Below are 14,719 nucleotides of genomic sequence, written 5' to 3' on the forward strand. Positions count from 1 at the left end.
TTAGCATCTCCGAATCTATGGCAATAGTCATGATGATCCGGGTTTGGTAGATTCGGTTAATTCCTTGTCTATCCTAATAAATAGACTATTGGGTTTGTTTCAAGCCTACTACGTCAGTCAACGTTCTTCTACGAGTTTAATTTTTGCTTATCCGCGTACTGTGCGACATAAGAGCAATTGTGTTATCCCTGGTTGGTTCGGATGATTTCGGATCGGGCGGCCAGTATTCGGCATCGTTCCGGGCGACCAGGAGTACACAATTGAATTAGACTATCTTTTCAGCATGATTAAACTAAGTCTATAACGTAAATGGCGTATGCAAAAAAGACTACTCATCCGGATATTATATGGCACTAATTAACCCAATGGATAATATAAGCTGAATAGAAAGCAACAATTTCATTTTATAGTATCCATTGTCTATTACCAATCAATTCTTCATATTCATCAAAAGAACTCATGAATCTTAATCGTCGTAACTGGCTCAAAAACAGCCTGATGATGAGCGCCGGAGCAGTAGCAGCTCCTTCACTGTTGTCAAACAACGCCTATTGCGAGCCCTGGCTCGATGCACCGGAAATGGTATCTGCTCTGCCACCTAAAGGTGGTGTTCTAAAGGCTCGTCTCTCAGCCAACGAAAACCCTTATGGTCCATCTCCCAAAGCATTGAAGGCTATTTCAGAAGCGGCTAGTGAGGGCTATCTGTATCCATTCGCTTATGGTACTCAGCTCAAGAAGATGATTGCGGAACAGGAAGGTGTATCGGAAGATCAAATTTTGCTGGCACCCGGTTCGGGATCACTGCTGATAGCCGCAGCGATGTACTACAGCTATAAAAAACCGGGCGGTTCAATTATTTCGGCTGATCCAACGTATGAACAGTTGATGCGTGCCGCCGTGCAACATGGTTCGAAGTGGGAAAAAGTACCCCTTACGGCTGGTAACTACGATCATAATCTGGCCGAAATGGAAAAACGGGTTGGCGACAATACGAGCCTGATGTATATAAATAACCCGAACAACCCAACCGGCGTAACCATCGACCCTGTCGCGTTACGTGCATTCGTTGACCGCGTATCGGCAAAAAAACCTGTGTTTGTCGATGAAGCCTACATCCATTATACCAGCGATCCGAAGAAATTCTCGGTTATCGAAAATGTAAAAAAAGGTCAGGACGTACTGGTAGCCCGTACCTTCTCGAAAATCTACGGTATGGCAGGTTTGCGTCTGGGTTATCTGGTCGGTCAGCCCGATACGTTGGCCGCTATCAGCAAATGGGGTGGTGGCCCTGGTGGTCTTACCATGACAACGCTACGTGCCGGTCTGGCTTGCTACACCGACGAGGATTTCATCAAATTCTCGCTTAGCAAAGGATTGGAGGCCAGAGAGTTTTTATACCAAACATTAAAAACGAACGGCTATACCTATCTTCCCTCAGGCACGAACTTCGTGCTATTCCCAATTCGGATGAAGGGCGAAGATTTCGTCAGCCGGATGATGGATCAGAGTGTAAGCATCCGTCAATGGAAATTCGACGGACAATACTGGTGCCGTGTAAGCTTAGGTACGATGCCACAAATGCAGGCATTTGCCGATGCCCTGAAAGTAGTATCGTAATAACGTAACGTGAACATTCTGTCCGTAAAGGCTAGTATTTGCGGACAGAATGTTCACGTTACAAAAGGACGTAGCGGAAGATAGACCTAATGTTTATTTTCGCTACGTCCTTTTTGCATTAGTATATGTCTGGCCTCAACAGGCTCCGTCTGTCGGACTCAATACTCTTTTTTTGCCACAAAGTTCGAACACCTACGTTCATGAGTTGCAGGAAGGAACATTGCCTCTGTACCGATTATATTTTATAAACTATAGTCTTATAGGCATATAATAGGAAATAGGATTTGTGTTTAATGGCATGAAGTTCACCAGAAGAACTAAACTTATTGCTGGCTTACTAACTGTTTCAGGAGCCATCCTGACAATAAGTATAGGCTATAGCACTTCAGCTGAGCATCCGCCCGACACGTTTTTGTTCATTATTGGGATAGTAAGTTTTTGGGTCGGTGCTGCCTGGTTGATCGTAATCGCTTCCTCCTGATCTAAACCTACTATAGAATACTGTTCGAATGAGGGTAGATAATCTAACGACAAACGCCTTCGCTGGCGAATTATACCAAACTCAAGTTGATATACTAATTCAGGCCTCAGGCTTTTGAAACAGTATTTACTCAGCAATATATTTGTTCACGTTACGGTAAATCATAACGTATTTTTATTGGGAAGTTAATGCCATTTATTATCCGCCGTTTCTGTTGGTTGGCTCACCTGTCGCCCACGCGGCCCAACCGCTACGTTGTTTTGCAGTTCTGGCGCACCTAACACTCCATAAGTACGTGCCTTTCTACTTCATCCGTTTTTAGTGCTTGCCATTCACCGACCCGTTCGTTACACCTCCATTTAAATAACCTTCCGACTCATTAATAATCAGTTGCAGGTATTTTCCGGGGCGGTTGGGATCTTTGGCAAACCATGCTACGTTGCCCTGAGCATCGCGACCCAGTTTTGCGCCCGGTACTGGCGGACGTTCCAGATTATTTCCCTGCCCCGTTTGTTTTACCGGAATCGATACGCCTACACGAGCGGGTAAAAACTGCGCGTTGATCAGCTCATTGACACTCTCCTGAAACGCCTGAATAATCTGATCGACGTCGGACTCGGTATGCGCTTCGGTCATAAAACAGGGAAATCCGTCCCAAATATGAATTCCACGTTCGCGCATGAGCGTAAACAGCAGTTCGGCAAACGGCATATCCTGACTGAATTTTGTCTTCCATAACGACCCGAACTGAGCAATCACAATCGGTAGTTCTTTCGTGGCAAGAAACGTATTTAACGTATCGGCCAGCCGCTTTGCTTTCGCAGTCAGGCGCTCCTGCAACATAGGGCCCTGCTCATGCATGTATAACAACGAAGCTTTTGCTGCCGCCAGTGCCAGCGGATGTCGGGCAAACGTACCAGCAAAAAACGTTATGTCAGCTTGAGGATATGACGCATCACCGTATTCCCAGTGGCCACCATCGAGCGCATCCATAAATTTCGCTTTCCCTGCCATCACACCAATCGGCAACCCTCCGCCAACTACTTTTCCGTAAGCAGCCAGATCGGCCTGAATACCAAACAGTCCCTGAATACCACCCGGATGCGTCCGAAAACCCGTTATTACTTCGTCGAAAATAAGCGCCGTGCCATTCTGAGCAGTAATGGCTCGAAGCTGACGCAAAAAATCAACTGGCACAAACTCCGGGCGCCGGCTTTGGATAGGCTCAACCAATACGGCCGCCAGCTCAGACGCTCTTGACCGAATAATTTCCAGACTTTCGTCGGTACCGTATTCCAGAACCAGAATATTCTGAACCGCTTCTGGTAAAATACCCAGTGCCGCCGGATACGTTTGTCGATCGTGACTTCCCCTACTGATCACCTCATCGAAAATGCCGTGATAGGAACCGGCAAACGTAACAACAAGTGTTCGGCCTGTTACGGTACGTGCCATACGTAGTGTACCCAATACGGCTTCCGAACCCGTATTGCACAAAGCTGCCCGATCTGCCTTAGTAAATTCACAGATTAGCCGCGTTACGTCGCCAGCCAGTTTGTGTTGCGGGCCGAGTTCATACCCCTGCTCAATCTGCTCGTGCAATACGTTCTTGAGCAGCTCAGGCTGATGTCCGAACAGAGTAGCCCCAAACCCATTCAACGCATCGATGTATTCGTTGCCGTCAATGTCCCATAACCGGCTCCCTTTCGATTTATCGACAACCAGCGGGTAAACCAGTTCTTTGGTAGCCGGTCTGAAACCTGTAACCACACGCGGATCGGCCATCCATTTCCGATTTTCCTGCGTAAAATTCTTGCTAGCGGCTGTCTTTTGATTGTATCGTTGGGTAAGTTCCTGCAAAAAAGTCTGCTGCGCTTTTGTCAGCATCGACGATTGCCGTTCAATACGTGCCCCCGCTCCAAACGCTTGAACAGGTGCTTTTGGCATCGCACCGTTCGTCGACTGGCTGTTTACCTTAATGACCGCACTAGCTGATTCTACCGCAGGGGTTGCCGGGGATGTTACGGGTAACTGACTTATATCTTGTCCACGTAGCACCGCCATTTGTTGCGCCATAATCTGCAATTGCTGTTCAAACAGATTCATGATGGCATCAGTAGAGCGCTCAGCGGGTTTGGCCACAGGCTGTACTGATGGCAGCGATGGTGCTACGTTAACTGCCGAAACAACAGGTGCTGGCGGAGTAACTGGTATTGACATCGGTACAGGAGCGGGGACTGCTGGCTGGTAGACATCGGCAGGCAGGCCTTTGTCCAGGTAATCGACCAACGCATCTAACGTACTAAACTCGCTGTTAAGTTGGCGGAACGAGATGGGCAAATCGAATTTTTTCCGAAGAGTATACGAAAATTGCGTAAGTGCTAATGAATCAAGTCCTAATTCAATAAAGCTTGTTTCCAGCGAAATGTTGCCAGTATCTAAGCCTGATGTTTCGTTCAGCAACTTTTTCACCACTGTTACCAAATTCGATTTTCTCATAGCAGGTATCTCTATAACATTTATGGGTGAAGGCAAATCTGTTAATACAGGCGCCTGAGAGGGCAATAATTGAGGTTGTATGCGTAATGGCTCAACCCAGCAGCGTTTCCGGTCGAACGCGTAGGTGGGCAAGTCAATACGGCGTGTCGTTTGTGAGGCTCCAAATGATTGCCAGTTGGGGTTTACGCCCTTAACCCAAAGCTGCCCCAACGCCTTTAGCACCGACACATACTCAGTCTGATTGTTTTTAGCGCCATCCAGCGTAGCAACTGTTTGTACAGGTCGCGGAATGGCCTGTTGACGAGCCAGCGTAGTTGTTACATTGCCGGGCCCGGTTTCCAGCAGAATAGGATTCGTTAGCGTGAACAGCGTTTCCAGCGCATCAGCAAAACGCACCGTTGCCCGCATATGTCTAGCCCAATACGTCGGGCTGGTCGCTTCATGATCGGTAAGCCACGTACCCGTCACGGTCGATACAATCGGTTTTTGTGGCTGACGTAGCGCAATCTTCTCAACTATGTTTTCAAACTCACCCAGAATCGGATCAAGCATCGCCGAATGAAACGCGTGACTAGTTTCGAGCAACCGATTTGCTACGTGCTGTACGTCTAACGTCTGGGAGAAATCGGCAATAGCTTCGTTAGGACCAGCTACTACACATAATTGCCGACTGTTTACGGCCGCCAGCGACAGTGATTCGGGTAACAGAGAAAGCACTTCTTCTGCCGGGAGACGCACCGATAACATCCCGCCCGACGGCAAGTCACTAATAAGTCGCCCACGCGTTGCGATTAATGCCAGCGCATCTTCGAGCGAAAAAACACCCGCCAGATGAGCTGCCACAAATTCGCCGATACTATGCCCACAAAACACCGTTGGTTCTACTCCCCAGCTCTGCCACAATTGGGCGAGGGCATAGTTGGTGGTAAATAGAGCAGGCTGTGTGTAACGGGTATTTTTTAAACGTTCTGACGCCAACGTATCGGAAACATCCGGAAACAATACGTCTCGAATATCGACATCCAGATGCTGAACTAACGTATCGGCACAGGCATCAACCGCCTGCCGATATATGGGCTCGTTCTCATACAGTTGCCGTCCCATATTCACGTATTGCGCACCCTGCCCCGGAAACAAAAAAACGATCTCGCCCGCTTCAGACGAAGCAGCTTGATCCCTTGAAACTGATTGAGATTCGGCCAATGATTCGATTAATTCGGCCTGTGTTTGAGCGAGAACAAACCGCCGATGTGGAAACGTCAACTGGCGTTGCTGAAGCGTAGATGCTACGTCTGCTACGTTCAGATTATCCTGTTGATATAAATAGTTAGTTAGACTCAGTCGGTAATCAGTCAGACTTTGCGAAGATTTGGCAGCCCAGGGAAAAATCTGCGCAGGTCGTTGCTTTTGATCAGACTCTTCCGACGCACTACGTTCCGGTTGCGGATACTCTTCCAGTACTACGTGTACGTTGGTTCCGCCCACACCAAACGAACTAACCCCCGCCCGACGCAACCCGGTAGATGTCCATTTCCGATACGTATCGTTTACATAAAAGGGAGTGTTGGCAAATGGAATAACCGGATTTGGCGCGTCGAAGCCGATGGAAGCCGGTAACTCATTGTGATAAAGTGCCAGTGTGGTTTTAATCAATCCGGCTACACCAGCAGCTGCGGTCAGGTGGCCCAGATTGCTTTTGATAGATCCCAGCGCACAGAACTGATTACGGGGCACATCACCAAACGCCATCGTTAACCCTTCAATTTCGATAGGATCGCCCAATGGCGTAGCTGTGCCATGCGCTTCTACGTAGCTAATTGTCGATGGGTCGATGTGGGCATCTTCCAGAGCGGCTCGAATGGCAACGGCTTGCCCTTCGGCATTTGGTGCGGTAAAACTGCCTTTGCCTCCCCCATCATTGTTTACGCCAACACCTTTGATTACAGCATAAATCGTATCACCATCGCGCTCAGCGGCTTCGCGTGCTTTTAGTAATACCACACCAGCGCCATCACTAAACACGGTACCGCTTGCCTGCGCATCGAACGGCCGACAATGGCCGTCCCGGCTGAGCATGGCTCCTTCTTCGTATAAATGGCCGCTGTGAATGGGAGCCGTAATGCTGGCTCCACCCGCCAGTGCCAGTTCACAACGACCAAGCCGAATGCTATCGACAGCCTGCGTTATGGCGAGTAATGAAGTGGAGCAAGCGGAATATACGCTAACCGCTGGCCCGCCCAGATTGAGTTGATAAGCCGTTCGAGAGGCAATAAAATCCTTTTCGTTGACCGTCATGGCCTGAAAACTGCCGATCTGATTCAGCACGTCTTTGTTGACCAGTACGTTATTGAGGTAATACGTATTGTTGCCACAGCCAGCCCAGACACCGATACGGTCGCCATACTGATGCGGCAGATAGCCCGTTTGTTCCAAAACCTCCCAGGCGATTTCCATGAAAACCCGGTGCTGTGGGTCCATCACTTCGGCCAGTTTCGCACTCAACCCGAAAAAACCGGCATCGAACTCGGTAGCTCGTTCCAGAATTCCCCGCGCTTTTACGTAGGCTTTATCGCTGGTAATATCGGTTGGTAAACTTGCATCTAGTTCGACATCGGAAAAGAAATGAATCGTTTCCTTTCCCGCTTTCAGCACGTCCCACAACGCATCGATTGTGTCGGCTCCCGGAAAACGACCCGCCATGCCAATAATCGCTACGTCGTCCGACTCCATTTTCGCCGTTTTCTGTTCTGCCTGTCGGGACTTTGTTCGACTACGTCCGTCCAGAAAATCTGCTAATAACCGAATCGTCGGAAACTGGTAAAGTTTGGTCACCGCTACGTCGTGGCTATGCGTCTGTTTCAGCAACGTAATTGCCCGAACAGCCAATAACGAGTTGCCACCCAGTTCAAAAAAATTATCATCGACGCCAATCCGACCGACAGCTAGTACGTCTTTCCAGACACTGATCAGTTTTTCTTCGGTCGGATTTCCGGGTGCTACGTATGAATTCGTCAATCCCGACGTAGCATCGGGCGTTGGTAAAGCTTTCCGGTCAACTTTGCCATTACTGGTAAGCGGAATTGTTTCGATGGGCGCTAACAGGCTGGGAACCATGTAGTCGGGCAATCGGGTCGCCAGAAAATCAACGATGGGCTTCTTCTCGAAAGGCTGATCTGTTACTACGTAGCCAACCAGCCGCGTATCATCATCGGCAAAGGATTTAACGATAACAACGGCCTGTTTTATACCCGGATACTGCAACAATACTTGTTCGATTTCGCCCAGCTCAATCCGAAAACCCCGAATCTTAACCTGCTCATCCATTCGGCCCCTGTATTCCAGACCGCCATCGGGCAAGAGCCTCGCCAGATCACCACTTCGGTAAATCCGGTCGTCGGATTGTTCAGAAAATGGATTGGTAATGAAGCGTTGCGCCGATAATTCAGGCTGATTCAGATAACCCCGCGCCAGACCCGCTCCGCCAACGTATAACTCGCCGGTTTCGCCCATAGCGACCGGTTTTTGGTCTTTGTCGAGAACATAAGTAGATAAGGTCGGAATTGGCCAGCCGATCAGACTTTTGCTTTGTTCAAGATGTTGTTCGGTGAGCGCCAGATACGTCACATGTACGGTTGTTTCGGTAATGCCGTACATATTAATCAACTGACAGTCAGGATATGACTGTTTCCAGGGGCGTAGCTTGTCTGGATTCAGAGCTTCGCCACCAAAAATAACGTAGCGTACCGAAAGGGCTTTCTGCCGACTAACAGCCTGATCCTGCACTATGTAGAAAGCCGATGGCGTCTGATTCAGTACCGTAACCTGCTGAACTTCCAGCAATTCGGCGAACAACGTAGCATCTTTGACGACTTCTTTTGGAACGATAACAAGGCGCCCCCCAAACAGGAGCGCGCCATACATTTCCCAGACCGAAAAATCGAAGCAGAATGAGTGAAACATAGTCCAGACATCCTGCTCGCCAAAATCGAAAAGGGGAGCATCATTCACGAAAAGCCGGACTACGTTTTCGTGCTCAATCATCACGCCTTTCGGTCGGCCTGTAGAACCCGACGTATAGATTACATACGCTAAATTCTTCGGCGTCAACAACGTAGCAACAGACGTAACAGGCTCATTTTTAATAGCATTTCGATCTGTGTCGAGGCAAATCAGTTGAGCATTCTCAGCCAGTTGCGTCAGCATGGGCCGGGACGTAGCATCTGTTACCACGAGTTCCGCGTTCAGATCGGCCAGCATGTACGTAATACGGTCGGCCGGATAGTCGGGGTCGATGGGGACGTAGGCTCCCCCCGCTTTCAGGATACCAATAATCCCGACAATCATATTGACAGAACGAGTCAGGCAAATCGGCACCAGCGACTCTTCGCGCACGCCTTTTTTCCGCAGATAATGCGCGAACTGGTTCGACTCTTCATCGAGTTGCCGATACGTAAGCTGCTCTTTTCCAAACACCAGCGCTACGTTTTCGGGAGTTCGGCGAACCTGTTCGACCAGCAAATCGACCAGTGTTTTATGTTTCGGATAGAGAACAGACTCTACTGAATCAAAGGCCGTAGACGGCGAATTAATAATACTATCCATTGCCAATTGAGTAAATCTTCGTCCAAATTCAGCCAGTAGACTAGGGGCTTGTTAATGCAATTTTGTCAGATGAGTTCGTTGGCGTCTGCCAGCCAATCGCTCGACAGATACGAATACATAAACGTATCGATCATCGCACCGTCTTTAACGACACTCCAGCGGAGCAAACCCTCCCGACGAAAGCCCGCTTTTTCGAGCACTTTGATCGAGCCTGCGTTGTGCGTCATGGGTTTGGCGTATAAACGAGTCAGTGTAAATTCCGAGAATGCGTAATTGGCAATGGCTTTAAGGGCAGTCGACATGATACGTCGGCCCCAATACGCTTCTCCGAGCCAGTACCAGACTTCGGCCGAGTAGCGTTCGATGTCTTCGCCAATCCGTAGCCCAATATTCCCAACCGCTTCGCCGTCAACGTCGATAGCGAAATTGGTTTCCTGTTCGGGATCTACTACGTATTGAATCCATCGTTGCGCATCAACGGCTGTGTATGGATGGGGGAAATTATCGCGAAGGTTCAGCCAGATAGCTTTACTATTGGCATGTTGGTGCAGATTGTCTTCATCCCCATACTGCCACGAACGAATCGTGCAGGGGCCACAATCAATTCTCATGTTCACAATTTCATTTATGGGCTACAGTGTAGTATAAGCGTCACCGCTAAAGACTACTTCTCATCACTTTAGACTCCATAAAATATACTTGTCACCTTACTACATGTCCAAACTGCAAGTTTTGCTTCTAACCTACCAGTCAGTAAATTTTTTACTATAAAATCGTGCTATTTATAGTCTTTTTACGCCCATAAAAACGATTATGACGAACTGACATAGCCTACCGACACGCCGAATCATCTGAATTGAAAACAGCAGATTACCTTTCAATAAAAACAAAAGTACATATTCAGCAAACGCACTTATATTCAGAAGCTTATCGACACCATTCATACATATCTTATGGAAGCTTCTACCTTATCCTCTGCACATTTATCGCCAGCCTCTCCGCAACAAAATCACCCGGATTATTTGCCTGAACGTTCATCAATCCTGAACGTAGTATGGGGCGTGGCTATATTAGGTTTATTGCTTGTTACGATCCGAACGTTTGGCCTGACGCAGGCACAGGCCGGTGAGTTGATTCGGGGGCCTCATGGTGGTAATTACTGGCTGCTTAAACTTACACACATCATTGCCGATAACACGCTGCCGGGCCTGTTTGCGCTGGCAGCCGGGGCAACGATCTTACTTTTTTTGTCGAACCCGAACGTAGCGGGATTCCCATCAACGCAGGAAATTTTCATCCGTCGGCAACTGTGGCTGGGCGTGTTTGGGGTCCTAAACGCCATGCTGTTTCTCTGCTCCAACGACCTGCTGTTTCCCTTCAGCGTTGCCAGCATACTGCTGTTTTCATTACAACGGCTATCGGCACGGGCTTTCCTGATTGGCGCTATCCTGACCGGACTGATTTTTTCAGGTAAATCGTATTGGAATTATACCGAGCAACAGGAAAAATTCGCGAAATACAAAACGGTTGTCGCGCTCGAAAAGAACAAAAAAGTCAAACTTACCGACGAGCAGAAAGCCGATAAATCGACTTGGGAAGGTACGGTAAAAAGTGTAGCCTACGATAAAAAGAAAGATCGGGAAAGCACTATCAAGATGCGTTCTGATTATGCTACCGTTTGGGAGTATGTATTACCGGGTCTACAGCGAAAACACTCCCGACAACTTTATCAATCAGGCATTTGGGAAATTCTATCGATGATGTTACTGGGTATGACGTTGTTTCGATGGGGATTTTTTTCGGAGCGATTCAGCCAACGTAACGTAGTGATTCTAACCATTGCCGGTTTAGTAACCGGGCCGTTACTGGCGTGGTTTTTATGGCCTTCATACGAACAGAAAATCGTCGACTTCACCAAAGTCTATAGCACTGGCTCACTTCCTTTATCGGACTGGCTACAACCGCTCGAACGAGCCTGTTCGGCAGTTGGATTGGCCAGTCTGATCCTTCTCTTTTTTCGGGCCGGCATCGGCAATCTGTTACGGGATTCGCTCGACGCAGTTGGGCAACTGGCGCTAACCAACTACGTAGCACAAACCATTTTTTGTACGCTTTTCTTTTACGGCTATGGCATGGGCTATTTTGGCGACCTGCACATATATCAGCTATACATCCTTGTTTTCGACATCTGGCTGATTCAACTGGTTTTCAGCGCTGTCTGGCTACGTTATTATAAACTTGGACCACTCGAATGGCTCTGGCAGTCGCTAAGTAGTGGCGTCAAATTACCCTTTCGCCGTCAGGATCAACAGTCCGTTTTAGCCTAATAAATTGCTTCATCCACCACCAATTCACCATCATGGAAACTACGTTTGTTACCACCACTCTCCCCATCGATACGTTTACGGAGCCTCAAACCACCCGACCAGTTGCTACGTCCGAGCGTATTCTGACGCTTGATCTCATCCGGGGTATGGCCCTGTTAGGTATCCTGATGATGAATATTCCCGGATTCGGCTTTCTGGATTCAGGCATGTTTGCAGTAACAAAAGATACCGCTAGTCGTGATTATTTGGCCTTTGCAGCCGTGGGTACACTTTTCGAGGGCACTATGCGGGCGTTATTCTCCATGCTCTTCGGGGCTGGTATGATTCTGTTCATAACCAATAAACGCGATACGTTAAACGGCCCAACCGTTATCGAGTTTTACTACCGTCGGTTGCTATGGCTGGTACTATTCGGCGTCTTCGATGCCTACGTACTGCAATGGCGGGGCGATGTTTTGTTTATGTATGGACTGTTCGGCATGTTATTATTTCCCTTTCGAAACGTTCGCGCGATCTGGCTGATTGGTATTGCCCTGATTTGCATGGGTTTTTCCGCATATAAAAATGAAGCCTGGCAATCGTATATGCGTGCCGACCGAGCGGGTTATCTGGAAGCGGTCAAGCTGGAAAAAGCGAAAAAGAAACCGTCAGAAAAACAACTCGAATCAAAAGCAAACTGGGAACAATTCGTATCCCGATTTAAAGTAGATCCGAAAGAAGATACCAAAACGCTAAAAGCCATGCGTGGTACATATGCTTCGGTGTTTACGCAGTTGTTTCCCGGTACAGCGAATGGGGTAATTTTTTACGTGTATCAGTTAGGTTGGGATATGATTGGTATGATGTTTCTGGGCATGGCCTTACTAGGACTGGGGTTTCTGACCAACCGATTATCGACCCGAGCATATCTTGTTACGTTGCTGATCGGCTATGGTATTGGCTTACCCATTAGCTGGTTTTTCGTTCGATTTACCGCCGATTACTACCAGCATCCTGCCCTCACAGTCGATACGTATCGAATAACGCCTTGGGTTCTTTACGACATTCGCCGGGTATTGCTGGCCCTCGGTCATGCCAGTTTATTACTGCTTATTTATCGCGCCAACGTAGTGCCCTGGCTCATGAAGGCGTTGGCGGCCGTGGGCCAGATGGCATTCACTAATTATTTGATGCAGAGCATTATCTGTACGTTGTTTTTCTTCGGCTATGGTTTCGGCTATTACGGGAAGCTGGCTTATCACCAACTCTACTACGTAGTGGCAGTTGTTTGGCTGGTGCAATTAATTTATTCACCGATCTGGCTTACTTATTTCCGTTTTGGTCCCTTCGAATGGGTCTGGCGAAGTTTAACCTACTGGAAACTTCAGCCGATGCGTAAACCAACAACGTAACGTAAACGATATGGTTTTCTTCCGTGAATACGTACCGCATCCGGCTTTGCAAAACTTTGTTCGACATTACTGGATTATTCATATTCAGTTCGGCTCAAACACATCACCTAACCATTTACCCGCCAAACCCTATCCGCCCAGCACGGAGCAATGCCTGTATTTTTATCCGTTCGATTTGCCCCACAGTGTTCCGGTTGGTAGCGAAGCGGCTCTTCCGGCGGCTGTAAGCAATATTGTTGGTCAGCAACTTAGCCGCTATAACATAACCATCAACCCCAATTATCTGATGCTGAAAGTCAGCTTTCAGCCAGGGGCCTTGTTCCGTTTACTAAATGTGCCCATGTATCTGCTGGCCGATGGCGTGGCTGATCTGGAAACGATTACGGGCAAAGCGATTCGCGACGTAAACGAGAGACTACCAGCCGCGAACAGCTACACAGCCATGATTCAGACAATCGAAGCATTTTTATTGCAAAAAGCGGCTCAGTGTCGGCACGACCGCCATTCTATCGACCTGATTGCTCAAAAAATGCTTCAACCAAACGCTTATCATCAACTCGATAAACTGGCGGCTGATGCCTGTTTGAGCACTCGCCAGTTTGAGCGTAAATTCCGGGAACGAGTGGGGGTCAGCCCCAAACTGTTCACTCGTATCGGCCGATTTTCGCGAGCGTATCAGCTTCGAGAAGCAAATCCACTACGTTCCTGGATCGATATTGCTTATGCGTGCGGGTATTATGACCCAAACCACTTAGTTAAAGACTTCCAGCAATTTGCAGGTACTAACCCAAGCCAGTTATTTGCGGAGGAAGCCGCCTGCCAGCAATTTTTCGAGACTTGCGAACGAGATCTTCCCGGTCATTAACGTTGTCGTTTTTTTACTATGTACCGGGCCTGTAAAGCAATTACCTTGGTCTAAATTTTACGTATTCGAGAGACTGCCATGTGCTACGTTAGGCTAGTATTGCTACGTTAAAAGCTACTATCTGGACAAACAGGAAATGCTACGTTCTGCGCTGGCAGGTTGCTTTCCGTTCGAGTTTATGTTTTCGCACTTATTCTTACAGCCGTCTACTATCTATCCTACACACCAATGGAAAAAGCATTACAAAATCGGATTGGGTATTTATTTGCAGGAATATTAATCATTACATTATTAGGCTTTTACCCAACATACTACATCCATTTCCCCGCTTTTAAAGGTTTTACGACCGCGCATCATTTTCATGGCGTAGTAGCCTTACTCTGGATAGGCATGTTAGTTTCTCAAGCGTTTCTGATACGTGCAAAAAAATATAAATGGCACCGATTCGTAGGTAAATCTTCTTACATTTCAATGCCGCTTCTTCTGATTTCATTCTTTTTTATAGGGAGGGCTGGGTATTATCGATCTATCCAAACCAAGAATGAAGCCGATGCTCTGGCTGGCCTTACGAACGGCATTCCAGATATCCTGTATATGGGTATCCTGTATAGTTTGGGTATTATTTACAAACGAAATACGCCTTATCATTTACGTTTTTTTTCCAGCACCGGACTCATGATTATGGGTCCAGGTCTTGGCCGATTCGCTTTTACTACGTTCCCCCCTCAGGTCGCTATTCCAATCATGATTGTATCAACACTGGGAATTCCGGTAGTCTGGCTGATTTTGGATATTCGTCAGAAAAAATCGCCTTTCCCCATGTTGACTTTTATTATCATCGCCCTTACATCAACTGTTGTCAAAGAAAATGGCCATGCTGACTGGTGGCAAAGTTTTGCCAAGTGGGTGGTAACAAATTTATTCTAAGTCAACCGCT

Annotated in this window: 7 protein-coding genes; 5 read left to right on the top strand and 2 right to left on the bottom strand. The window is 47.8% G+C overall.

The window, feature by feature from the left end; all coding sequences use genetic code 11:
• Positions 1-459: 459 nt before the first annotated feature.
• On the top strand, positions 460-1,617 hold the full coding sequence (locus ACYVD4_RS15730) for a pyridoxal phosphate-dependent aminotransferase (protein WP_460947270.1): 1,158 nt from the start codon (positions 460-462) through the stop codon (positions 1,615-1,617).
• A 799-nt stretch (positions 1,618-2,416) separates the two neighbouring features.
• Here ACYVD4_RS15730 and ACYVD4_RS15735 read toward each other — a convergent pair.
• Positions 2,417-9,199, bottom strand: coding sequence for a hybrid non-ribosomal peptide synthetase/type I polyketide synthase (locus ACYVD4_RS15735; RefSeq protein ID WP_460947272.1), 6,783 nt, complete (start codon positions 9,197-9,199; stop codon positions 2,417-2,419).
• Between the two features lie 65 nt (positions 9,200-9,264).
• Positions 9,265-9,810 carry a GNAT family N-acetyltransferase gene (locus ACYVD4_RS15740; protein ID WP_460947274.1) on the bottom strand — a complete coding sequence of 182 codons (546 nt, stop codon included), beginning with the start codon at positions 9,808-9,810 and terminating at the stop codon, positions 9,265-9,267.
• Between the two features lie 342 nt (positions 9,811-10,152).
• Here ACYVD4_RS15740 and ACYVD4_RS15745 point away from each other — a divergent pair, with 342 nt between their 5' ends.
• From ACYVD4_RS15745 to ACYVD4_RS15760, 4 genes are all read left to right on the top strand, one after another.
• Positions 10,153-11,526, top strand: a complete 1,374-nt coding sequence (locus tag ACYVD4_RS15745) for a DUF418 domain-containing protein (protein WP_460947276.1) — start codon at positions 10,153-10,155, stop codon at positions 11,524-11,526.
• Between the two features lie 32 nt (positions 11,527-11,558).
• Positions 11,559-12,917, top strand: a complete 1,359-nt coding sequence (locus ACYVD4_RS15750; RefSeq protein ID WP_460947278.1) for a DUF418 domain-containing protein — start codon at positions 11,559-11,561, stop codon at positions 12,915-12,917.
• A gap of 10 nt (positions 12,918-12,927) precedes the next feature.
• Positions 12,928-13,782, top strand: coding sequence for a helix-turn-helix domain-containing protein (locus tag ACYVD4_RS15755; RefSeq protein WP_460947280.1), 855 nt, complete (start codon positions 12,928-12,930; stop codon positions 13,780-13,782).
• 228 nt (positions 13,783-14,010) lie between these two features.
• A complete protein-coding gene (locus ACYVD4_RS15760) occupies positions 14,011-14,709 on the top strand; it encodes a hypothetical protein (protein ID WP_460947282.1) in 699 nt (232 codons plus the stop codon).
• Positions 14,710-14,719: the final 10 nt, after the last annotated feature.

Source organism: Spirosoma daeguense (assembly GCF_054776875.1).